Raw genomic sequence first — 23,335 nt, forward strand, 5'->3', positions numbered from 1 at the left:
GGGAATCGGATCGCTTAAGCTGACCCGGACGGCAGGAAAGCCGTCACCGCAGAAACGCCCTTGGGCTCTGTCCTGCGGGGGCGGTATGCTAGCATACGCGCCCCGCTAACACTCATTCCTGCGACGTGAAGCGTTCTCAGGATGACCATGAATTGTTCGAGAGTTCTGTCGATGACCCATCCTGCCCTGATTGATGAGCTAAAGACCCTGGTTGAGCCCGGCAAAGTGCTGACCGACGCAGACTCCCTGGAGGCTTACGGCAAGGATTGGACCAAGCACTTCGCACCCGCGCCCACCGCCATCGTCTTCCCCAAGACCGTTGAGCAGGTCCAGGCCATTGTGCGTTGGGCCAATGAACGTAAGGTGGCGCTGGTGCCATCGGGCGGTCGCACCGGCTTGTCAGCAGCCGCTGTGGCGGCCAATGGCGAAGTGGTGGTGTCCTTCGACTATATGAACCAGATCCTCGACGTGAACCTCACCGATCGCACCGCCGTGTGCCAGCCGGGCGTGGTCACCAAGCAATTGCAGAACGTCGCCGAAGAAAACGGCCTGTACTACCCGGTGGATTTTGCCTCGTCCGGTTCCAGCCAGATCGGCGGCAACATCGGCACCAATGCCGGCGGGATCAAGGTGATTCGCTACGGTATGACCCGTAACTGGGTGGCGGGCATGAAGGTCGTCACCGGCAAGGGCGATGTACTGGAACTGAACCGCGATCTGATCAAAAACGCCACCGGCTACGACATGCGCCAGCTGTTTATCGGCGCTGAAGGCACCCTGGGGTTTGTGGTCGAAGCCACCATGCGCCTGGATCGTGCGCCGAAAAACCTCACCGCCATGGTGCTGGGCACCACCGATTTCGACTCGATCATGCCGGTGCTGCACGCCTTCCAGAGCAAGCTGGACCTGACGGCCTTTGAGTTCTTCTCGGATAAGGCCCTGGCCAAAGTCCTCGGTCGTGGCGATGTGCCTGCGCCGTTCGAAACCGAGTGCCCGTTCTACGCGTTGCTTGAATTCGAAGCCACCACCGAAGAAGTCGCCAACCACGCCCTGGAAACGTTCGAACATTGCGTCGAGCAGGGCTGGGTGCTGGATGGCGTGATGAGCCAGAGCGAAACCCAGCTGCATAACCTGTGGAAGCTGCGCGAGTACATCTCCGAGACCATCTCCCACTGGACGCCCTACAAAAACGACATCTCGGTTACTGTGTCCAAAGTGCCGGCGTTTTTGCGGGAAATTGACGACATCGTCGGCGAACACTACCCGGACTTCGAAATCGTATGGTTCGGCCACATCGGCGACGGCAACCTGCACCTGAACATCCTCAAGCCGGAAAACCTGAGCAAGGACGAGTTCTTCGCCAAATGCGCCACCGTCAACAAGTGGGTGTTCGAGACCGTCGAGAAGTACAACGGCTCGATCTCCGCCGAGCACGGCGTGGGCATGACCAAGCGCGATTACCTCACCTACAGTCGCTCACCGGTTGAAATCGAATACATGAAGGCCGTGAAAGCGGTGTTCGACCCTAACGGGATCATGAACCCAGGCAAGATCTTCGCTATTTAAGGAGTCGTTCCATGAGCTACCAGCACAAATACGTCGACGGCACCAACGTCCACTTCCCGGTGGGTAAAGTGGTGTGCATTGGGCGTAACTACGCCGAACATGCCAAGGAACTGGACAACCCGGTACCGACCGAGCCGTTGCTGTTCATCAAGCCGGGCAGTTGCGTGGTGCCGCTGGAAGGTGGTTTCGCCATTCCGACCGAGCGCGGTTCGGTGCATTACGAAGCGGAAATCGCGGTATTGATCGGCAAGCCGCTGTCGAACAAGCCAAGCCGTGAAGAAGTGCTGGACGCCATTTCCGGTTTCGCCCCGGCGTTGGATTTGACCCTGCGCGACAAGCAGGCCGAGTTGAAGGCCAAGGGCCTGCCGTGGGAAATCGCCAAGTCCTTCGATGGCGCGGCGGTGATCGCACCTTTTGTGGTGAGCAGTACCTTTGCCGACGTGACCGACATCGGCATCCGGCTGACCATCAATGGTGAAGTGCGCCAGGACGGCAACAGTTCGCAGATGCTCAACCCCATCGTGCCGATGATTCAGCACATGGCCGGCTGCTTCTCGCTGCAGGCCGGCGACGTGATCCTCACCGGCACCCCGGCTGGCGTGGGCCCGCTGAATGTGGGCGATGAGCTGGTGCTGGAACTGGCCGGCGTGAATCGCTTCGAAAGCGTCGTTCGCTGATTAACATGTGGGAGGAGGCGTGCCCCCTCCCACCTTGGCTGGGTGTACACCTTTGCATTTTTTTCACACGCCATCCGGATAATCCCCAGCCTCGACCGCGCGGGCCCGTTGATCCTGTGCTATCACCTACGCTGACTTTCCGGAAAAGCGCCCAATGGCCGTGTCCCTGCCCTCCGCCACACCCAAGCTGCGTTCTCGTTTCGCCCTGCGCTGGTATTCCTGGCTGTTTCTGGCGGGCGTGATCGTCTATGGCGTTTCCTGGGCCATGCATTGGGATGATCGCGGTGTGCTGTGGGTATTGGAGCGATTTGAAACCTCCACCGAACGCAGCGAAAGTGTGTGGCTGCCGGACTATCACGCCGTCATCGATGCCAAGGTGCTGCCGGGCATGGAGAAGGATGAGGCCTCGGACGTCTCTTACAACCCGCAGACCAAAACCCTGTTTTCCGTCATGGGCAAAAACCCCTTCCTCGTTGAGTTGACCCTGCAAGGCGATGTGCTGCGCAAAATGCCACTTAATGGCTGGAGCAACCCGGAAGGGGTGACAGTCATGGAAAATGGCCTGCTGGCGGTGGTCGACGAGCGTGATCACAGCCTGACCATTGTTAAGGTCGACGCCACCACCCAGCACTTGAACAAGGCCGATTTCCCGAGTTACGACCTGGGGCCGTCCAAGGATCAGAACAAAGCGTTCGAAGGCGTTACATGGGACCCGCGCAACCAGCAGTTTGTATTGGGCGAAGAACGCCCGCCGGCGTTGTTCACCTGGAAAAGCGACGGCAGCCAGACCCTGGTTGGCGCCAAGCAAAAACTGGCCAGTGAAGAACTGGACATGCGCAACCTCTCGGCCCTGGCCATCGACCCGCGCACCGGCCACCTGCTGGTGCTGTCGGCCGACTCGCACCTGCTGCTGGAGCTGAACGAGAAGGGCGAACAAGTCAGCTTCATGACCCTGCTCGGCGGTTTCAACGGCCTCAAGAACACCATCCCGCGCGCCGAAGGTGTGACCATGGACGAGAACGGCACCCTGTACGTGGTCAGTGAGCCGAACCTGTTCTATCGTTTCGAAAAGCAGAAGTAGCACACCGATTACGTCGAATACGTCTCCAGTTGCGGCATTCGCCAGACAGACGGGCGCGTTTAAGTTTAAATTCAGACAGGCGTGATATTCATTCGCCACTTTTGATTTTGAGCCCGCCCAATGCGTCGACTAGCCCGCCCCAAACCCATTCTCATTGTGCTTGCGCTGATCGCCCTGATCGGCGCCGGGGCCGTGGCGCAGCATTTTCGCCTGTTCGAGCGTGCCTGGTTCAACTGGCAGGCCTGGCGCCAGCCGACGGATGCGCGTTCCATTGGCCTGGCGGATTACCGCGTGGACTTGCAAGCCCAGGTGATCGAGGGGCTCGACGATGATGTCTCGGCCCTCACCTATGACCCGGTGCGCAAAAGCCTGTTTACCGTCACCAATAAAAACGCCGAACTGATCGAGCTGTCCCTGCAAGGCAAGATCCTGCGGCGTATTCCCCTGGTGGGCTTTGGCGACGCCGAGGCGGTGGAATTTATCAGCGACAACATCTACGTCATCACCGACGAGCGTCAGCAACGCCTGATCAAGGTGCATGTCGACGACGATACCCGCTTCCTCGATGCCGCCGATGCCGAACAAATGACCTTGGGCGTGCACGTCGGCGGTAACAAGGGATTTGAAGGGTTGGCCTATGACTCGGCGGGCAAGCGCCTGTTCGTGGCCAAGGAGCGCGACCCGATGCTGATCTACGAGGTTCACGGGTTTCCCCATTTCAAACCGGAAAAAACCTACTCGGTGCACGTGATCAACAACCCCAAGCGTGACGCCGGGCTGTTTGTGCGCGACCTGTCGAGCCTGCAATACGACGAGCGCAGCGGCCATTTGCTGGCGCTGTCGGATGAGTCGTTCCTGGTGTTGGAGCTGGATATCGACGGTCGTCCGCTGAGCAGTCTTTCTCTACTCAACGGGCGTCATGGCCTGAGCAAGCGCGTGCCGCAGGCCGAAGGGATCGCCATGGACGACGAAGGCACGTTGTACCTGGTCAGTGAGCCGAACCTGTTCTACGTCTTCAAGAAACCCAACCCCTGACACACCGCCGAGCAAAAGTGTGTGAGGGGGCTTGCATCAGGCCTTGAGGGTTTTGACGCCTTCAGCGGTGCCCAGCAGCAGCACATCCGCCGGGCGCGCGGCGAACAGGCCATTGGTGACCACGCCGACAATCGCATTGATCTGCGTCTCGAGCTTCACCGGATCGGTGATCTGCATGTTGAACACGTCGAGGATGATGTTGCCGTTGTCGGTCAACACGCCTTCGCGGTATACCGGGTCACCGCCCAGTTTCACCAGCTCGCGGGCCACGTGGCTGCGGGCCATGGGGATCACTTCCACCGGCAGCGGGAAGGCGCCGAGTACCGGCACCAGCTTGCTGGCGTCGGCGATGCAGATAAAGGTCTTGGCCACGGCCGCGACGATCTTCTCGCGGGTCAGGGCCGCGCCGCCGCCCTTGATCAGGTTCAGGTGTTCGTCGCTTTCATCGGCGCCGTCGACGTAGAACTCCAGATCACTCACAGTGTTGAGTTCGTATACCGCAATGCCGTGGCCTTTGAGGCGCGCCGCGGTGGCTTCGGAGCTCGCTACCGCGCCATCGAACGCGCCCTTGTGGCGGGCCAGCGCATCGATAAAGCAGTTGGCGGTGGAGCCGGTGCCGACACCGACGATGCTCTTGTCGTCGAGTTTGGGAAGGATTAAATCGACAGCGGCCTGGGCCACTGCCTGTTTGAGTTGATCCTGGGTCATGCGGGCTCCGGAACGGGCGGGGAGTTATCGAGGGGCGCGAGTATAACCCAACAAAACCTCGGGATTCGTGTGGTCGTGCGGCCAAAAGCCGGGTTAGACTCCTCGGCCCTGCCCAACCCGCCCAGTGATGCTTTCCGATGCTCGAACAGTACGTCAAAAAGATTCTCACCTCGCGCGTTTACGACGTTGCCGTGGAAACACCGTTGCAGACCGCCCGCCAGCTCTCGGAGCGGCTGGGCAACAAGGTCTGGCTCAAGCGCGAAGACTTGCAGCCGGTGTTCTCGTTCAAGATTCGCGGTGCCTACAACAAGCTGACCCAGTTGAGCGCCGAAGAACGTGCGCGTGGCGTGGTCACGGCGTCGGCGGGCAACCATGCGCAGGGCCTGGCCCTGGCGGCCAAGGTGCTGGGGGTCAAGGCCACGATCGTGATGCCCAAGACCACGCCCGAAATCAAGGTCGAAGGCGTGCGCTCGCGTGGCGGCAAAGTGGTGTTGCACGGTGATTCCTTCCCGGAAGCCCTGGCCTACTCGCTCAAACTGGTCGACGAAAAAGGCTACGTCTACATCCACCCTTACGATGATCCACACACCATTGCCGGGCAGGGCACCGTGGCGATGGAGATCCTGCGCCAGCACCCGGGGCCGCTGGATGCGATTTTTGTTCCGGTGGGCGGCGGCGGGCTGATCGCCGGCATCGCGGCATATGTGAAGTACCTGCGCCCCGAGATCAAGATCATCGGCGTAGAGCCGGACGACTCCAACTGCCTGCAAGCGGCCATGGCGGCGGGCGAACGCGTGGTCTTGCCGACGGTGGGTATTTTTGCCGATGGCGTGGCGGTGGCGCAGATCGGCCAGCACACCTTCGATATCTGCAAAGACTATGTCGATGAAGTGATTACCGTGAGCACCGATGAAATCTGTGCGGCCATCAAGGACATCTACGACGACACCCGCTCCATCACCGAGCCTGCGGGCGCGTTGGGTGTGGCGGGCATCAAGAAGTACGTGGAGAGCCGTGGTGTCAGCGGCCAGACCTTCGTCGCCATTGATTCCGGGGCGAATGTCAACTTCGACCGCCTGCGCCACGTGGCTGAGCGCGCCGAGTTGGGCGAAGGCCGCGAAGCCATCATCGCCGTGACCATTCCCGAACAACCGGGCAGCTTCAAGGCGTTCTGCGAGGCCGTGGGCAAACGCCAGATCACCGAATTCAACTACCGCTATCACTCCGGCAGCGAGGCGCACATTTTTGTCGGCGTGCAGACCCACCCGGAAACCGACCCGCGCAGCGCGCTGATCGCCAGCCTCACAGAGCAAGGCTTCCCCGTGCTGGACCTCACGGAGAACGAGCTGGCCAAGCTGCACATTCGCCATATGGTTGGCGGGCATGCGGCGCACGTCAGCAACGAAGTGGTGTTTCGCTTTGAGTTCCCGGAGCGTCCGGGGGCGCTGTTCAACTTCCTTAACAAGTTGGGCGGGCGCTGGAACATCTCGATGTTCCACTATCGCAACCACGGCGCAGCCGATGGCCGTGTGGTGGCCGGCCTGCAAGTGCCGGCGAGCGAGCGTCACCTGGTGCCGGCGGCCCTGGAGGCGATTGGCTACCCGTACTGGGATGAAAGTGATAACCCGGCCTATAAACTGTTCCTCGGTTGAGCGACTACGCTGATTAGGGCGCGGCCTTTAAGGAAGACGACACATGGAAACCCTGATCACCCTGAAAGTTATCCACATCGCGGCCACCGTGGTGTTGCTGCTCAGCGGCCTCGGCCTGGCGCTGCTGGCCTGGCGCAAACGCAGCGCCGGCGCGGCGGTGACCGTGCAACGCCCGTGGGCGTTCGTGTGGTTGTTGATGGGCATATGCGTGGTGAGCATGCCGTTCACCGGCTGGTGGCTGGTGCACCTGACCGGCTGGCCGCTGGGGCAAACCTGGATCCTGGGCTCCAGCATCCTCTACACCGTCGCGGCGTTGGCCTGGTTCTGGCTGGTGGCGCGGCTTAATCGCCTGCGTAAGGGGGAGGGCGGCAGCTTGAATTTCACCCTGGTGCTGGCGGTGGTCAGCCTGCTGGGGTTTGTGGCGATTGCGGGGTTGATGGGGGCTAAGCCGGTTTAAGGCTTGAGACCGAGTTGCCTGCATCGGGAGCAAGCCCCCTCCCACATTTGAATGTATTCACACCTCAAAGTGTGGGAGGGGGCTTGCCCAGATAGGGCCATCAGCTACGCAGCGTAATCACCGGCCAACCCCGCTTCTCGGCCTCGGCGCGCAAATTCGGGTCCGGATCCACCGCCACCGGGTGGGTCACCTGCTCCAGCAGCGGCAGATCATTCATCGAATCGCTATAAAAATAGCTGTCTTCCAAGCTATGCCCAGTCTCTTCGAGCCAACGATTCAAGCGCGTCACCTTGCCCTCGCGAAAGCACGGCACATCGGTACTGCGCCCGGTATAACGGCCATCTTGCATCTCGCACTCGGTGGCGATCAGGGTTTCGACACCCAGGCGTGCGGCAATTGGCGCGGTGACGAAACGGTTGGTCGCGGTGATGATCACCAGCTTGTCGCCGGCGGCGCGGTGTTTGGCCAGCAGTTCCACGGCCTTGGGCAACATGATCGGTTCGATGCAGTCGCGCATATAGTCGTTGTGCCACTCATCCAACTGGGTCATCTCGGTGCGGCCAAGGATTTCCAGGCAGAAGTTCAGGTAGGCGGCGTTATCCAGGCGGCCGGCAAGATAGTCCTGATAAAACTCGTCGTTGCGAGCCTTGTAGGCTACCGCGTCGAGAATCCCGCGTTCGCACAGGTAATCGCCCCACGCGTGGTCGCTGTCACCGCCGAGAAGGGTGTTGTCCAAGTCGAATAAAGCCAGGCGCATTGCAGTTACTCGCTGAAAAGTCTGTAAAAAGGCGTCCAGAATACGGTCTTTTCACAAGAGTGCACATAAGCTAAGAAGCCTCGTTGCCGCTGGAACAACCTTTGTGGAACAATGCGGCGACATGCGTTTGCGAGGTTGTTGCCGTGATCGACCCCGATGGTTTCCGTCCTAATGTCGGCATTATTCTTACGAATGACGCCGGACAGGTGCTATGGGCTCGCCGAATCAACCAAGATGCCTGGCAGTTTCCTCAAGGCGGAATCAACCCCGATGAAACCCCTGAAGACGCCTTGTACCGTGAGTTGAATGAAGAAGTCGGCCTTGAGCGTGAAGATGTGCAAATTTTGGCCTGTACCCGTGGTTGGTTGCGCTATCGTTTGCCGCAACGCCTGGTACGTACTCACAGCCAACCGCTGTGCATCGGCCAGAAGCAAAAATGGTTTCTCCTGCGCCTGATCTCTAACGAGCAGCGGGTGCGGATGGATTTGACCGGTAAACCGGAGTTCGATGGCTGGCGTTGGGTCAGCTATTGGTACCCGCTGGGCCAGGTGGTGACATTCAAGCGCGAGGTTTATCGTCGCGCTCTCAAAGAGCTTGCCCCGCGCCTTTTAGCGCGCGACTGACGACGGAGTTCGACCCCGAGCCATGCTCAATACGCTGCGCAAGATCGTCCAGGAAGTTAACTCCGCCAAGGATCTCAAGGCGGCGTTGGGGATTATTGTGTTGCGCGTCAAGGAAGCCATGGGCAGCCAGGTCTGCTCGGTTTACCTGCTGGACCCAGAGACCAACCGTTTTGTGCTGATGGCCACGGAGGGCTTGAACAAGCGCTCCATCGGCAAGGTCAGCATGGCGCCCAATGAAGGTCTGGTTGGCCTGGTGGGGACGCGTGAAGAACCCCTGAACCTTGAAAACGCGGCCGATCACCCGCGTTATCGCTACTTTGCCGAAACCGGCGAAGAGCGTTACGCCTCGTTCCTCGGCGCACCGATCATTCACCACCGCCGCGTTGTCGGCGTGTTGGTTATCCAGCAGAAAGAACGCCGCCAGTTCGACGAAGGTGAAGAAGCCTTCCTCGTGACCATGAGCGCGCAGCTCGCCGGCGTAATTGCCCACGCCGAAGCCACCGGGTCGATCCGTGGCCTGGGCCGCCAGGGCAAGGGCATCCAGGAAGCCAAGTTCGTCGGTGTGCCGGGTTCACCGGGCGCCGCCGTCGGTACGGCCGTGGTCATGTTGCCGCCGGCCGACCTCGATGTGGTGCCGGACAAGTCCGTCGACGACATCGACGCCGAGATCAAACTGTTCAAGACCGCCCTGGAAGGCGTGCGCGCCGACATGCGCAACCTGTCGACCAAGCTGGCGACACAACTGCGCCCCGAAGAGCGTGCGCTGTTCGACGTGTACCAGATGATGCTCGACGACGCGTCGCTGGGTAATGAAGTCAAGACCGTGATCAAGACCGGCCAGTGGGCCCAGGGCGCACTGCGCCAGGTGGTGACCGATCACGTCAACCGTTTCGAATTGATGGACGACGCCTACCTGCGCGAGCGCGCCTCGGACGTGCGCGACCTTGGCCGCCGGTTGCTGGCGTACCTGCAGGAAGATCGCTCCACCAACCTGGTCTACCCCGACAACACCATCCTGATCAGTGAAGAACTGACCGCTACCATGCTCGGCGAAGTGCCCGAGGGCAAGCTGGTGGGCCTGGTCTCGGTACTCGGTTCGGGTAACTCTCACGTCGCGATCCTGGCCCGGGCCATGGGTATTCCGACGGTGATGGGCCTGGTTGACCTGCCGTACTCCAAGGTCGACGGCATCGACATGATCGTCGATGGCCATCGTGGCGAAGTGTTCACCAACCCCAGCGAAGTACTGCGCAAGCAATACGCCGAGGTGGTTGAAGAAGAGAAACAACTGGCGCTGGGCCTCGATTCATTGCGCGAGCTGCCGTGCGTGACCACCGATGGCCACCGTGTGCCGCTGCTGGTCAATACCGGCCTGTTGGCTGACGTGGCCCGCGCGCAACAACGGGGCGCCGAAGGGGTGGGGCTGTACCGCACCGAAGTGCCGTTCATGATCAACCAGCGCTTCCCGAGCGAGAAGGAGCAGCTGGCGATCTATCGCGAGCAACTGCAAGCCTTCCACCCGCTGCCGGTGACCATGCGCAGCCTGGACATCGGCGGCGACAAGTCACTGTCGTATTTCCCCATCAAGGAAGACAACCCCTTCCTCGGCTGGCGTGGCATCCGCGTGACCCTCGATCACCCCGAGATTTTCCTGGTACAGACCCGCGCCATGCTCAAGGCCAGCGAAGGCCTGAACAACCTGCGCATTCTGCTGCCGATGATCTCCGGCACCCATGAGCTGGAAGAAGCCCTGCACCTGATCCACCGCGCCTGGGGCGAAGTGCGCGACGAAGGCGCCGACGTACCGATGCCGCCGATTGGCGTGATGATCGAAATCCCGGCGGCGGTGTACCAGGCCAAGGAATTGGCGCGGCAGGTGGACTTCCTGTCGGTGGGCTCCAACGACCTGACCCAATACCTGCTGGCCGTGGATCGCAACAACCCACGGGTGGCCGACCTTTACGACTACCTGCACCCGGCGGTGCTGCAAGCCCTGCAACATGTGGTGCGCGACGCCCATGCCGAAGGCAAGCCGGTGAGTATCTGCGGCGAAATGGCCGGCGACCCGGCGGCGGCGGTGCTGTTGATGGCGATGGGTTTTGACAGCCTGTCGATGAACGCCACCAACTTGCCGAAAGTGAAGTGGATGCTGCGCCAGGTTGAACTGAGCATGGCCAAGGACCTGCTGGCCGAGCTGATGACCATTGACAACCCGCAAGTTATCCACAGCTCGCTGCAGTTGGCGCTGAAGAATTTGGGGCTGACACGGATGATCAACCCGGCGTCTGCGAAAACCTTGTAACCGACGCTGATCAAAATGTGGGGGGCTTGCCCCCTCCCACATTCTTTTCAGGGTGTGGTTATAAATTGAGTTCGACCTCGCCCAACCGCCCACCCTGCGGCCCGAAACTGCGCTCCACCATCCGCCGTGTCCCATCGGCATTCACAATCAACGCCGTACTGGCCCGTGTTCCATAACTGGGGCTGGCGATAAACACGCTCGACAGCAGACTCTCGGTGGCCAGGCCCACGCCGGTATCCGGCAGCTCGGCAAACGGCGCTGTCTGCGGATCGCTCAGAACCTCCAATAGCGCTTCGGGCTGCGGATCGGTCAGCAATTCGCTCAGCGCGGCTTTGGCCTTAAGCAGTTTTGGCCAAGGCGTGTCCAGCCCTGCGTTGGATAACCCATACACGCCCGGTTTCAACTGCGTGGGCTCGGTGTGATTGGCGTTGTAGTGCCACAACTCATCCCGCGTCCCCACCAGCAGGTTGAACCCGGCATATTCAATCGAACGGCCGTTAACCTCGGCCAAATAATCCTCAATCGACAGCGAACCACTGAGAAACCGCGCCACCAATTCCCCGCGAGACTTGCGTGCCGGCGGCTGATGCGGATCACGGATATTGGTCAGGGCCGCAAATCGCCCTTCGGCATTGACCCCCAACCAGGTGCCGCCCGCTTCCAGATCGCGGCCGGCATAGACATGGGGCGCGTCCTCCCACTGGGCCAAGGGCAGGCTGGGGCGTGCATAAAACTCATCACGGTTGGCCGCGACGATCAGCGGTTGGGCGTGGCCCGGCCGCCAGGCGAAAACAATCAGGCACATCAGGCGATTTCCCTTTGTGTTTTTTTGCCACTCTACCCACTCAACCGCAGGCGTTCCATCGTATCCAGTTGGGTAGCACGCCTTCCATCCGTTAACATGCCGGACTTGATTCGGGGGCTCCCATGGAATTTCTGCTGTATTTGCTGCTGGGCGCCTGCGCGGGCGTGCTCGCGGGGCTGTTCGGCGTGGGCGGTGGGATTATCATTGTGCCGGTGCTGGTGTTCAGCTTCACCGCGCAGGGCTTCGACCCGCAGGTGCTGACCCATCTGGCCGTGGGCACGTCCCTGGCGACGATCATTTTTACTTCGGTCAATGCCGTGCGTGAGCACCACCGACGTGGCGCGGTGCGTTGGCCGATCTTCCTGTGGATGACGGTAGGCATTTTGATCGGCGCAGGCTTCGGCGCGCTGACGGCCGAGGCGATTTCCGGCCCGCACTTGCAGAAGATCATTGGCGTGTTCGCGCTGATCGTGGCCCTGCAATTGGGCCTGGATTTCAAACCCAAGGCCAGCCGCACGGTGCCGGGCAAGGTCGGGCTGACCCTGGCCGGTACGGTGATCGGCTGGGCCTCGGCGATTTTCGGCATCGGTGGCGGCTCGCTGACCGTACCGTTCCTGACCTGGCGCAGCGTGCCCATGCAACAGGCGGTGGCCACCTCGTCGGCCTGCGGCCTGCCGATCGCCCTGGCGAGTGCATTAAGTTTCATGATTCTGGGCTGGCACGACCCGCTGTTGCCCGCTCATAGTCTGGGGTTCGTGTATTTGCCGGCGCTGCTGGGCATTGCCTTGACCAGCATGGTGTTTGCGCGCTTTGGCGCACGCCTGGCGCACCGGTTGTCGCCACGCCTGTTGAAGCGGCTGTTCGCCGGCCTGCTGTTCTGCGTCGGTATAAACTTTCTGATTTAACGGCAATAGCTGTAACGCACGCTTAATCGCGCCCGGGCATGGTCCGGTCGCTATCACGAATGAGTTAACGAGGAGTCGCAATGCTGCCTTACCCGCAGATCGACCCGGTGGCCCTGGCCATCGGTCCGCTGAAAATCCACTGGTACGGGTTGATGTACCTGATCGGCATCGGCGGTGCCTGGCTGTTGGCGTCTCGGCGCCTGAACCGTTTCGACCCGACCTGGACCAAGGAGAAACTCTCCGACATGGTGTTCTGGCTGTCGATGGGGGTGATTGTCGGCGGGCGTCTGGGGTATGTGTTGTTCTACGATCTTCCGGCGTATATCGCCAACCCGATGCTGATCTTCGAAGTGTGGAAGGGCGGCATGGCGTTCCACGGTGGCTTCATCGGTGTGATGATCGCCGCCTGGTGGTTTGGCCGGCGCAACGGCAAATCGTTCTTCGAACTGATGGATTTCGTCGCGCCATTGGTGCCGATCGGCCTGGGCGCCGGGCGTATCGGTAACTTCATCAATGCCGAGCTGTGGGGCAAGCCGACCGACGTGCCGTGGGCCATGGTCTTCCCGCCGTTCAGCGACCCGGCGCAACTGCCGCGCCATCCGTCGCAGTTGTACCAGTTCGCCCTGGAAGGTGTGGCGCTGTTCCTGATCCTTTATCTGTTCTCGCGCAAGCCACGCCCGACCATGGCGGTGTCCGGTATGTTCGCGTTGTTCTACGGGATCTTCCGCTTTATCGTCGAGTTCGTGCGTGTGCCGGACGCACAGCTGGGCTACCTGGCGTGGGGCTGGTTGACCATGGGGCAGGTGCTCAGCATGCCGATGATTCTCGTGGGCCTGGGCCTGCTGTGGTGGGCGTACAATCGCCCGCAACCGTTGAAGAACACCGCGCTTTGAATTCGAACGCCGGGGCCTGCGAGGTCTCGGCTTCAACGATACAGGTAATGATATGAAGCAATATCTCGAGCTGCTGAACGACGTCGTGACCAATGGCCTGACCAAGGGCGATCGCACCGGCACCGGCACCAAGGCTGTGTTCGCCCGTCAGTATCGGCATAACCTGGCCGACGGTTTCCCGCTGCTGACCACCAAGAAGCTTCACTTCAAAAGCATCGCCAACGAGCTGATCTGGATGTTGAGCGGCAATACCAATATCAAGTGGCTAAACGAAAACGGCGTGCGCATCTGGGACGAATGGGCCACCGAAGACGGCGACCTGGGCCCGGTATACGGCGAACAGTGGACCGCCTGGCCGACCAAGGACGGCGGCACGATCAATCAGATCGACTATATGGTTCATACGCTCAAGACCAACCCTAACAGCCGCCGCATCCTGTTCCACGGCTGGAACGTCGAATATCTGCCGGACGAAACCAAGAGCCCCCAGGAAAACGCGCAAAACGGCAAGCAAGCCCTGCCGCCGTGCCATTTGCTGTACCAAGCATTCGTGCATGAGGGGCATCTGTCGATGCAGTTGTACATTCGCAGTTCCGATGTGTTCCTCGGCCTGCCGTACAACACGGCGGCCCTGGCCCTGCTCACCCATATGCTGGCCCAACAGTGCGACCTGATCCCCCACGAGATCATCGTCACCACCGGCGACACCCACGCCTACAGCAACCATATGGAACAGATCCGCACCCAGCTGGCGCGCACGCCGAAGAAGCTGCCGGAACTGGTGATCAAGCGTAAGCCTGCGTCTATCTACGATTACAAATTCGAAGATTTTGAGATCGTGGGCTACGACGCCGACCCAAGCATCAAGGCCGACGTCGCGATCTAAAGCCGGTCACGGCTCAAGTGTGGGAGCAAGCCCCCTCCCACATTTGAACTGCGTTCGCTTGAATTAATGGCCATGGCTTCTGCCCACATGCGAAGGCTCAGCCTCGCTGGCCTGCACACTTCCGCTGACCTCCAGCCGTTGCAAAATCCCGCACTGCTCCCCACCCCCACAGCGCTGGCGCAGGTCCAGCAGTTGCTCCTGCAACGCCAACAGCCCATCGATCCGCGCTTTTACGTGATGGATGTGTTCGTCGATCAACGCATTCACGCTTTCGCACTGGTCCTGAGGGCTGTCGCGCAGGCTGAGCAGGCTGCGGATTTCTTCCAGGGTCATGTCGAGGCTGCGGCAGTTACGGATAAAGACCAGCCGTTCGGTGTGCGCCTGGGTGTACACGCGGTAGTTGGCGTCAGTGCGTGCCGGGGGCGGCAGCAGGCTTTCTTTCTCGTAATAGCGGATGGTTTCCACCGGGCAATCGGTGAGTTTGGCCAGTTCGCCGATCTTCATCGCAGCAATCTCCAAATGGGTGCTTGACCCTATAGTGGCTACAGGGTCTTTACTTGGCAACAGGCACCTTTATGGACGCGACCTGATGAGCGATTCCCTGCACACCCCACACAAACACGACCATGACCACGGCGAGAAGAAGCTGACGCCCGTGCATAACCACGGCCACGGCGGCGCCTGTTGTTCCGGCACGCCGGCCCCTGCGGTGGTGCAACTGAGCGAAGCGCCTACCGCCGGCTCACGCCTGAGCACATTCCGTATCGAGGCCATGGACTGCCCCACCGAGCAAACGCTGATCCAGAACAAACTGGGCAAGCTGGCCGGCGTGCAGCAGTTGGAATTCAACCTGATCAACCGCATCCTCGGCGTCACCCATGACCTGCCGAGCACGGCGCCGATCATCGACGCGATCAAATCCCTCGGCATGCAGGCCGACCCGATTGAACAAGGCACACCGGCCGCCGAGCCGCCCGCCAAGAAACACTGGTGGCCGCTGGCGTTGTCCGGCGTAGGGGCGTTGGCGGCCGAAGTACTGCACTTCACCAACGCTGCGCCCACGTGGGTGATTGCCATCGTGGCGCTGGTGTCGATCCTCAGCGGCGGCCTCACCACCTACAAAAAGGGCTGGATTGCCCTGAAAAACCTCAACCTGAACATCAACGCGTTGATGAGCATCGCTGTCACCGGCGCGGTGCTGATCGGCCAATGGCCGGAAGCCGCCATGGTGATGTTCCTGTTCACCGTGGCCGAACTGATCGAAGCCAAGTCCCTGGACCGTGCGCGCAATGCCATCAGCGGCTTGATGCAGATGACGCCGGAGCAGGCGACGGTGCGACAGGCTGACGGCAGTTGGGCGGAACAGGAGGTCAAAAACGTCGAAATTGGGGCTATTGTGCGGGTAAAGCCAGGCGAGCGGATTGGCTTGGACGGGGAGGTCACGGCGGGTCAATCCACCATTGACCAAGCGCCGATTACCGGCGAAAGCCTGCCGATTGAAAAGACCGTGGGCGACAAAGTCTTCGCCGGCACCATCAACCAGGCCGGTTCCCTGGAATACGCCGTGACGGCAGCGGCCAACAACTCGACGCTGGCGCGGATCATCCACGCCGTTGAGCAGGCCCAAGGGGCCCGCGCACCGACTCAGCGCTTCGTTGACAGTTTTTCCAGGGTCTACACCCCGGCGGTGTTCCTGTTTGCCCTGGGCGTGGCGGTTATCCCGCCGCTGTTCATGGGCGGTATGTGGTTCGACTGGGTCTACCGCGCCCTGGTGCTGCTGGTGGTCGCATGCCCCTGCGCGCTGGTGATTTCCACCCCGGTGACCATCGTCAGCGGCCTGGCGGCGGCGGCGCGCAAAGGCATCCTGATCAAGGGCGGCGTGTACCTGGAAGGCGGTTACAAGCTCGACTACCTGGCGCTGGACAAGACCGGCACGATTACCCACGGCAAGCCGGTGCAAACCGATTACCTGGCACTGTTCCCCAACGTTGAAGACCACGCGCAGGCCTTGGCCGCGAGCCTGGCCGGGCGGTCGGACCACCCCGTGTCGCTGGCCATCGCCAACGCGGCTGTGGATAAACACCTGCCGACCCACACGGTGGATAACTTCGAAGCCCTGGCCGGTCGGGGTGTGCGCGGTGATATCAATGGCCAGACCTACCACTTGGGCAATCACCGTCTGGTGGAAGACCTTGGCCTGTGTTCATCGGCGCTGGAAGAAAAACTCTTCGCCCTGGAGAAACAAGGCAAGTCCGTGGTGCTGCTGCTCGACAAGTCCGGCCCGCTGGCACTGTTCGCCGTGGCCGACACGGTCAAGGACAGTAGCCGCGAAGCCATCCAGCAACTGCACGAGCTGGGCATCAAGACCCTGATGCTCACGGGCGACAACACCCATACCGCCCAGGCGATTGCGGCTCAGGTGGGCATCGACCAGGCCCAGGGCGACCTGTTGCCCACCGACAAATTGCACGCCATCGAAACCCTCTACAGCCACGGCAGCCGCGTGGGCATGGTGGGTGACGGCATCAACGACGCCCCGGCGCTGGCCCGCGCCGAAATCGGCTTTGCCATGGCCGCCGCCGGCACCGACACCGCCATCGAGACCGCCGACGTGGCGCTGATGGACGATGATTTGCGCAAGATCCCGGCTTTCATTCGGTTGTCGCGGCAAACGTCGAGTATCCTCAAGCAGAACATCGCCCTGGCGTTGGTGATCAAGGCCATCTTCCTGGCAGTCACGTTCCTGGGCATGGCCACCATGTGGATGGCCGTGTTCGCCGACATGGGCGTGAGCCTGCTGGTGGTGTTCAATGGCCTGCGCCTGTTGCGCAAATGAGGATGAGAGGGTGGTGTGCTGAGTGCTGAGCTGAAGGCGTTTTTCATGGTCGCCCGCCTGGGCAGCATCACCCAGGCGGCGAAAAAACTCGGCCTCAGCCAGCCCACGGTTACCACCCAGATACGCAACCTGGAAAGTCATTACGGCGTCGAGCTGTTCTACCGTGGCGGCCGCCGCCTTACCGTCAGCGACGAGGGCGCGCGGCTGTTGCCGATGGTCAAGGCGCTGTTGCAGCAGGAAGCGGATATCGAATTTTTCCTGCGCAACAACGGCCAGGTCCAGGGCGCCTTGCGCATTGCGGCAACGGCGCCGTATTACATTCTTGATCTGGTCAAAGCCTTTCGCGAGCGCCTGCCGCAAGTGGACGTGTCGGTAGAAATCGGCAACTCCCAACAAGTCCTCGAAGCGTTGGACGAATACCGCGTCGATGTCGCCGCCTCGTCGCAGTTGCTCGAAGACCCGCGCCTGATCCGCCGTGTGCTCGGTACCGACCCCCTGGTGCTGGCGGTGCACCGCACTCATCCCCTGGCCCAGCACGAGCATGTGCCGTTGACCGCACTGGCCGGGCACACGTTGTTGATGCGCGAAGCCGGTTCCACGACACGGCGCCTGACCGAAGAGATGTTGCAAGGGGCCGGCGTCAGCTGCGGCCCGCTGCTGGAAATCGGCAGCCGCGAATCGATCCGCGAGGCCGTGCTGCGCAATATCGGCATCAGCATCATTGCCCGCCAGGAAGTGCCTCATGACCCGCAACTGCGGGTGCTGACCTTGGAGAATGCGCCGCAGATCGCGGAGTATCTGTACTGCCTCAAAGAGCGCAAAGCCGCGCGGCTGCCGGCGGCGTTCCTCGGGTTGGCGCAGGAGATGTCGCCGCTCTGAAGCGTTGTGGTGGCCTTTGGGCCAATCGGGAGCAGGCCCCCCTCCCACATTTGAAGGTATTCACACATCAAAATGTGGGAGGGGGCTTGCTCCCGATAGCGGCACACCAGGCAAGCCCTTCCACAAGTCCTACACAAATCCACCAATACCACTATTGCTCCCTTTTGCCTTCCTGCCACACGAGCGACGCATTGCCTGCCTAGCATGGCCTTCATCCGTTTGATGAGGTGCCACCATGAACACAGCCCTGAGCCAACCCGGCGCGCCGATGAAGGTGCGCGGTATCCAGAAACGCTTCGGCGCCTTTAACGCGCTGGACAACGTGTCTCTGGATGTCGCCGCCGGCGAGTTGGTGTGCCTGCTGGGGCCGTCCGGTTGCGGCAAGACCACGTTGCTGCGCTGCATCGCCGGCCTGGAGCGCCAGGACAGCGGCGAGCTTTACCTGGGCCACCGCGATGTTTCCCTGCTGCCGCCGCAGGCCCGGGACTACGGTATTTTGTTCCAGTCCTACGCGCTGTTTCCCAACCTCACCGTCGAAGCGAACATTGGCTACGGCCTCACCGGCAGCGGCCGCGATGAAGCGCGCAAGCGCGTCGGGCAGATGCTCGAACTGGTCGGCTTGCTGGGCAGCGAAAAGAAATACCCAGGCCAACTCTCCGGCGGCCAGCAGCAGCGGGTGGCTCTGGCCCGCGCCTTGGCCCCGGCGCCGTCATTATTGTTGCTCGACGAGCCCATGTCGGCCCTCGATGCCCGCGTGCGTGAGCACCTGTGCACCGAGCTGCGCCAACTGCAGCGGCGCCTGGGCATCACCACCTTGATGGTCACCCATAATCAGGACGAGGCCATGTTGATGGCCGACCGCATCGCTGTGATGAACAACGGCAAGGTCGAGCAATACGCCACGCCCCAGGAGATTTACGACCGCCCGGCCACGCCGTTCGTGGCGGAGTTTGTCGGCCAGGGCAACTGGCTGCCATTCAGCCGCAGCAGCGCCAGCCATGCCCAAGTCGGCGGGATGAACATGCGCCTGGCCGATGATGCCGGCGGGGCCAGGTCCGGTCGTCTGTTCTGCCGCCCGGAAGCCATCAGCGTGAACCCCCCTGTGCATGAAGAAAACCTGTTCCCGGCCAAGGTGCGCGAGATCACCTTCCTCGGCAATCGCTGTCGCATGAGCTTTGAGCTGGAGCAATTGCCCGGTCACCCGCTGCTGGCCGAGCTGGCTCCCGAAGCCATGCCGCGCCTGGGCGCCCAGGACATTTGGGTGGCCCTGCCGCCACGCAGCCTGCAGGTGTTTGCCTGAGATGGCCGTTGATATGACATTGCCGATACCGCGTGAGGTGTCGCGCGCTGAAAGGGGCGATCGCCTGTTTGTGGTCGGCGGCAAGGTGCTGTGGCTGTGCCTGTTGGGCATCGCGGTGTTGATGCCATTGCTGGCGATTTTCTGGCGTGGTTTCAGCAGCGAGGCCGGGCAGGGCGGCGGCCTGATAGCGGCGCGGGAGCTGCTGAGCAGCGCGAATTTCCATTGGCTGTTGGGCAACAGCCTCAAAGTTTCCCTCAGCGTTGCGGCCATCGTCGTACCGTTGGCCTACCTGTTTGCCTACGCCCTGCAACGCACGATGATTCCCGGCAAGGCCATCTGGCGCGGCCTGTCCCTGCTGCCGTTGATGGCGCCATCGATGCTGCCGGGCATTGCGCTGGTGTACCTGTTCGGTAACCAGGGCCTGCTGCGCGGGCTGCTTGCAGAGAATGTCTACGGCTTCTGGGGGATTGTTTTGGGGGAGGTGATCTACACCTTCCCACATGCGCTGATGATCTTGCTGTCGGCGCTGTCGCTGGCGGATGCGCGGCTGTTCGATGCGGCCTCCAGCATGGGCGCCAGCCCGGCGCGGGCGTTTCGCAGCATCACCTGGCCGGCCACACGCCAGGCGGTGTTTGCCGCGTTTTGCCTGGTGTTCACCCTGACCATCACCGACTTCGGCGTGCCCGTGGTGGTGGGGGGCGACTACCAGGTGCTGGCGCTGGAAGCCTACAAGGCGGTGGTGGGCCAGCAGCAGTTCGGACGCGGCGCGTTGATCGGCATGGTGTTGCTGCTGCCGGCGCTGTTCAGCTTTGGTGTGGATGCGTGGTTACGCCGGCGGCATGGCGACGCCATGAGCGGCCGTGCTCAGGTCTTCCAGCCGGCGCCGTCGCGCCTCAGGGATGGCTGCTACCTGGCGATCGTCCTGCTGATTTGCGCGGTGTTGTTGCTGGTGTTCGGCATGGCGGTGTATTCCTCGCTGGTGAAATTCTGGCCGTACAATCTGTCGCTGTCGCTCAACCACTACCGGTTTGAAGACACGGCGGGCGGCGGTTGGCTGGCCTATCGCAACAGCCTGACCCTGGCGCTGTGTACCGCATTGGCCGGCAGCGTGCTGATTTTCACCGGCGCCTACCTGATGGAAAAGACCCAGGGCCAGAAGGGCCTGACCCTGGCGCTGCGCCTGCTCAGCTTTGTGCCGATGGCCGTGCCGGGGTTGGTGTTGGGGCTAGGCTACGTGTTTTTTTTCAACCTCAACGGCAACCCGCTGCATGTGTTCTACGGGACCATGACCCTGCTGGTGGCGTGCACCATTGCTCATTATTTGACCACCGCGCAGATGACCGCCACCACGGCGCTGCGCCAACTGGACGCCGAATTCGAAGCCGCCGCGCTGTCGCTCAAGGCGCCGCTGTACCGCCACTTTTTGCGCGTCACCGTGCCGATCTGCCTACCGGCGCTGCTGGATATCGTGCGCTACCTGTTTGTGTCGGCGATGACCACCGTGTCTGCCGCGATCTTCCTCTACAGCCCCAGCACCATCCTCGCCGCCGTCGCCGTGTTGAACATGGACGACGCCGGCAATGTGGGCGGTGCGGCGGCCATGTCGAGCCTGATCCTGTTCACTTCGGCCGGTGTCTCGCTGCTGCTGGCGTGGGCCTCACGTGGCGCGTTGCGCCGCTCCCAAGCCTGGCGCCAGAGCGCGCCGGGCCAATAAACATCCTGAAAGGAGATGCTCCATGTTCAAGCCCCTGGCCCTGGTCGTTGCCGTGCTTAGCGCATTCAGTCTGAATGCCTTCGCCAAGACCGAGCTCACCGTGTACACGGCCCTCGAAGCCGAGCAATTGAAGACCTACAAAAAGGCCTTCGAACAGGCCAACCCCGACGTCGAGATCAAATGGGTGCGCGACTCCACCGGCATCATCACCGCCAAACTGCTGGCCGAAAAAGACCGCCCGCAGGCTGACGTGGTGTGGGGCCTGGCCGCCTCCAGCCTGGCGATCCTCGACCAGCAGGGCATGCTCGACAACTACGCACCCAAGGACCTGGACAAGATCGGCAAAAACTACCGCGACGCCGCCAACCCACCGGCGTGGGTCGGCATGGACGTGTGGGCCGCGACCCTCTGTTTCAATACCGTCGAAGCCGAGAAGCAGGGCCTCACCAAACCGGTGAGCTGGCAAGACCTGACCAAGCCTGAGTACAAGGGCAAGATCGTCATGCCTAACCCGGCGTCCTCGGGCACCGGCTTTCTGGACGTGAGTGCCTGGCTGCAGACCTTCGGCGAGAAGCAGGGCTGGCAGTACATGGACGACTTGCACCAGAACATCGGCCAGTACGTCCACTCCGGTTCCAAGCCGTGCAAGCTGGCGGCTTCCGGCGAGTTCCCGATTGGTATTTCGTTCGAATACCCGGCCGTACAGCTCAAGCGCCAGGGCGCACCGCTGGACATCATCCTGCCGAAGGAAGGCCTGGGTTGGGAGATCGAAGCCACGGCGGTGATCAAGGGCACCGCCCACGCCGAGGCCGCGAAAAAACTCGCCGACTTCTCCGCCAGCCCCGCAGCGATGGAGCTGTACAAGGACAACTTCGCCGTCCTCGCGCAGCCGGGTATCGCCAAGCCGCAAACCGAATTGCCGGCCGATTACGAGCAGCGGTTGATCAAGAACGACTTTGCCTGGGCCTCGAAGCATCGCGACAGCATCCTGGCTGAGTGGCGCAAGCGTTATGACGGCAAGTCGGAGAAGGTGGCCGGTCAGTAAGGTTTTCGTTAGGGCTGATGGCCTCATCGGGGGCTTGCCCCCGATGACGGCTTCGAATTCAGGACATCACTTCATGACACACCACAGCGACCTGCTGATAGTCGGCGCCGGCATCCTCGGCCTGTCCCACGCCTATGCCGCCGCCAAGCGCGGCCTAAAGGTCAAGGTGTTCGAGCGCAGCGCCACGCCGTTGGGCGCGTCAGTGCGCAACTTCGGCCAGGCATTGGTCACCGGCCAGCCGCCTGGGCCGATGCTCGACCTGGCACGGGAAAGCCGCGAAATCTGGGGCCATTGGGCGCAGGTGGCAGGCCTGCAACTCAAGCGCAAGGGCGCGTACCTGTTTGCCCGCACCGAAGCCGAAGAGCACCTGCTCGAAGCTTTCTGCGCCGGGCGCGCACGGCAGCACGGCTACAACGTCGAGCTGTTGCAAGGCGCGGCGCTGAGGGATCTGTATGGCGGCCAGTTTCGTCATCACCGCGCGGCGCTGCATGGCAAGGACGATCAGCAACTGTATTCGCGCGAAGCCATCCCGGCGCTGATCCACTACCTGAGCCAGCAGCTTGACGTGGAGTTTCATTTTTCCACCCTGGTGCGCGACGTCGAGCCGGGCCAGTTGCACAGCACGGCGGGGAGTTTTCGCGGCAAGCAGATCATCGTGTGCTCCGGCCACGATTACCAAACCCTGCTGGCCGAGGCGCTGGCCGAACTCAACCCGCACGTCTGCCGCCTGCAAATGCTGCGGGCCCGGCCGGCGCTTAACCTGAACCTGCAACATGCGTTGCTCACGGGCCTCAGTTGCGTGCATTACGGCGCCTTCGCCGACCTGCCGGAAGCCGCGCCGGTGCAGGCGCAGATCCTGCGTGAAGCCCCGCACCTGCAGGCGCACGGGATTCACCTGCTGATCAGCCCGACGCCCCATGGCGAACTGATCATCGGCGACTCCCACGACTACGGCAGCGATGCGTCGCCGTTCAATGCCGAGCAGGTCGATGACTGGATGATTGAACTGGCCGAGCAGACCTTGGGCTGCACGATCCAAGTGGTGGAGCGTTGGCAGGGTGTGTATGGCGCGCGCGGGCCGGGGCCGTTCTCGTTCGTGCGCGTGGCGCCAGGCGTGAGCGCGGCGTTGATGCACACTGGGGTGGGCATGAGCGTGGGGCCGGCGATGGCCGAGCGCAATATCCGCGCGTTATGGGGCGAGGCGTGATGCATCG

The 23,335-nt window shown here is 61.8% G+C and carries 21 protein-coding genes; 17 read left to right on the forward strand and 4 right to left on the reverse strand.

Features of this window, described 5'->3' with window-relative positions; genetic code table 11:
* The first annotated feature begins 171 nt into the window (after positions 1–171).
* From AB4O23_RS05600 to AB4O23_RS05615, 4 genes are all read left to right on the forward strand, one after another.
* On the forward strand, positions 172–1,566 hold the full coding sequence (locus tag AB4O23_RS05600; protein WP_065879297.1) for an FAD-binding oxidoreductase: 1,395 nt from the start codon (positions 172–174) through the stop codon (positions 1,564–1,566).
* An 11-nt stretch (positions 1,567–1,577) separates the two neighbouring features.
* Positions 1,578–2,243, forward strand: a complete 666-nt coding sequence (locus AB4O23_RS05605) for a fumarylacetoacetate hydrolase family protein (RefSeq protein ID WP_017530915.1) — start codon at positions 1,578–1,580, stop codon at positions 2,241–2,243.
* A gap of 154 nt (positions 2,244–2,397) precedes the next feature.
* A complete protein-coding gene (locus AB4O23_RS05610; protein WP_017530916.1) occupies positions 2,398–3,324 on the forward strand; it encodes an SdiA-regulated domain-containing protein in 927 nt (308 codons plus the stop codon).
* Positions 3,325–3,444: 120 nt separating this feature from the next.
* Complete coding sequence (locus tag AB4O23_RS05615; protein WP_017530917.1) at positions 3,445–4,359, forward strand: SdiA-regulated domain-containing protein; 915 nt, start codon at positions 3,445–3,447, stop codon at positions 4,357–4,359.
* 36 nt (positions 4,360–4,395) lie between these two features.
* On the opposite strand, the gene rpiA is transcribed toward AB4O23_RS05615, so the two are convergent.
* Complete coding sequence (gene rpiA, locus AB4O23_RS05620; protein WP_017530918.1) at positions 4,396–5,067, reverse strand: ribose-5-phosphate isomerase RpiA; 672 nt, start codon at positions 5,065–5,067, stop codon at positions 4,396–4,398.
* Between the two features lie 137 nt (positions 5,068–5,204).
* On the opposite strand from rpiA, the gene ilvA reads away from it, so the two are divergent.
* The gene (gene ilvA, locus AB4O23_RS05625; RefSeq protein ID WP_017530919.1) at positions 5,205–6,719 is read left to right on the forward strand and encodes a threonine ammonia-lyase, biosynthetic; all 1,515 of its coding nucleotides are present in this window, start codon (positions 5,205–5,207) and stop codon (positions 6,717–6,719) included.
* 43 nt (positions 6,720–6,762) lie between these two features.
* Positions 6,763–7,176: a DUF2269 family protein gene (locus AB4O23_RS05630; protein ID WP_017530920.1), complete on the forward strand. Its 414-nt coding sequence runs from the start codon at positions 6,763–6,765 to the stop codon at positions 7,174–7,176.
* Positions 7,177–7,276: 100 nt separating this feature from the next.
* Here AB4O23_RS05630 and AB4O23_RS05635 read toward each other — a convergent pair whose 3' ends face one another.
* Entirely contained in the window at positions 7,277–7,933 is a 657-nt protein-coding gene (locus AB4O23_RS05635; RefSeq protein WP_068938091.1) for a histidinol-phosphatase, read from the reverse strand.
* Between the two features lie 143 nt (positions 7,934–8,076).
* Here AB4O23_RS05635 and AB4O23_RS05640 point away from each other — a divergent pair, with 143 nt between their 5' ends.
* Together AB4O23_RS05640 and ptsP are read left to right on the forward strand one after the other, a co-directional pair.
* Positions 8,077–8,556: an RNA pyrophosphohydrolase gene (locus AB4O23_RS05640; RefSeq protein ID WP_003176750.1), complete on the forward strand. Its 480-nt coding sequence runs from the start codon at positions 8,077–8,079 to the stop codon at positions 8,554–8,556.
* A gap of 22 nt (positions 8,557–8,578) precedes the next feature.
* Positions 8,579–10,858 (forward strand): phosphoenolpyruvate--protein phosphotransferase, encoded by a 2,280-nt coding sequence (ptsP, locus tag AB4O23_RS05645; RefSeq protein WP_017530922.1) that lies wholly within the window; start codon positions 8,579–8,581, stop codon positions 10,856–10,858.
* Between the two features lie 58 nt (positions 10,859–10,916).
* Here ptsP and AB4O23_RS05650 read toward each other — a convergent pair whose 3' ends face one another.
* Positions 10,917–11,663 carry an NRDE family protein gene (locus AB4O23_RS05650; RefSeq protein WP_017530923.1) on the reverse strand — a complete coding sequence of 249 codons (747 nt, stop codon included), beginning with the start codon at positions 11,661–11,663 and terminating at the stop codon, positions 10,917–10,919.
* Positions 11,664–11,785: 122 nt separating this feature from the next.
* Between AB4O23_RS05650 and AB4O23_RS05655 the strand changes: the two genes are divergently transcribed.
* From AB4O23_RS05655 to AB4O23_RS05665, 3 genes are all read left to right on the forward strand, one after another.
* Entirely contained in the window at positions 11,786–12,568 is a 783-nt protein-coding gene (locus AB4O23_RS05655) for a sulfite exporter TauE/SafE family protein (protein ID WP_017530924.1), read from the forward strand.
* 80 nt (positions 12,569–12,648) lie between these two features.
* Positions 12,649–13,461: a prolipoprotein diacylglyceryl transferase gene (lgt, locus tag AB4O23_RS05660; RefSeq protein ID WP_017530925.1), complete on the forward strand. Its 813-nt coding sequence runs from the start codon at positions 12,649–12,651 to the stop codon at positions 13,459–13,461.
* Positions 13,462–13,513: 52 nt separating this feature from the next.
* A complete protein-coding gene (locus AB4O23_RS05665) occupies positions 13,514–14,347 on the forward strand; it encodes a thymidylate synthase (RefSeq protein WP_017530926.1) in 834 nt (277 codons plus the stop codon).
* 63 nt (positions 14,348–14,410) lie between these two features.
* Here the strand turns inward: AB4O23_RS05665 and cadR are convergent, their stop codons facing one another.
* Positions 14,411–14,851: a Cd(II)/Pb(II)-responsive transcriptional regulator gene (gene cadR, locus AB4O23_RS05670; protein WP_017530927.1), complete on the reverse strand. Its 441-nt coding sequence runs from the start codon at positions 14,849–14,851 to the stop codon at positions 14,411–14,413.
* An 85-nt stretch (positions 14,852–14,936) separates the two neighbouring features.
* Between cadR and AB4O23_RS05675 the strand changes: the two genes are divergently transcribed.
* The 6 genes from AB4O23_RS05675 to AB4O23_RS05700 all read left to right on the forward strand — a co-directional run bounded on the left by AB4O23_RS05675 (position 14,937) and on the right by AB4O23_RS05700 (position 23,328).
* On the forward strand, positions 14,937–17,183 hold the full coding sequence (locus tag AB4O23_RS05675) for a heavy metal translocating P-type ATPase (RefSeq protein ID WP_017530928.1): 2,247 nt from the start codon (positions 14,937–14,939) through the stop codon (positions 17,181–17,183).
* Positions 17,184–17,198: 15 nt separating this feature from the next.
* Positions 17,199–18,062, forward strand: a complete 864-nt coding sequence (locus AB4O23_RS05680; RefSeq protein WP_017530929.1) for a LysR family transcriptional regulator — start codon at positions 17,199–17,201, stop codon at positions 18,060–18,062.
* A gap of 235 nt (positions 18,063–18,297) precedes the next feature.
* Positions 18,298–19,362, forward strand: a complete 1,065-nt coding sequence (locus tag AB4O23_RS05685) for a putative 2-aminoethylphosphonate ABC transporter ATP-binding protein (protein WP_017530930.1) — start codon at positions 18,298–18,300, stop codon at positions 19,360–19,362.
* A gap of 1 nt (position 19,363) precedes the next feature.
* Entirely contained in the window at positions 19,364–21,076 is a 1,713-nt protein-coding gene (locus AB4O23_RS05690) for a putative 2-aminoethylphosphonate ABC transporter permease subunit (protein ID WP_065879300.1), read from the forward strand.
* Between the two features lie 22 nt (positions 21,077–21,098).
* Positions 21,099–22,121: a putative 2-aminoethylphosphonate ABC transporter substrate-binding protein gene (locus AB4O23_RS05695; RefSeq protein ID WP_017530932.1), complete on the forward strand. Its 1,023-nt coding sequence runs from the start codon at positions 21,099–21,101 to the stop codon at positions 22,119–22,121.
* Positions 22,122–22,194: 73 nt separating this feature from the next.
* Positions 22,195–23,328 carry a TIGR03364 family FAD-dependent oxidoreductase gene (locus AB4O23_RS05700; protein WP_017530933.1) on the forward strand — a complete coding sequence of 378 codons (1,134 nt, stop codon included), beginning with the start codon at positions 22,195–22,197 and terminating at the stop codon, positions 23,326–23,328.
* Positions 23,329–23,335: the final 7 nt, after the last annotated feature.

The sequence above is a fragment of the Pseudomonas sp. H2_A10 genome (assembly GCF_054680085.1).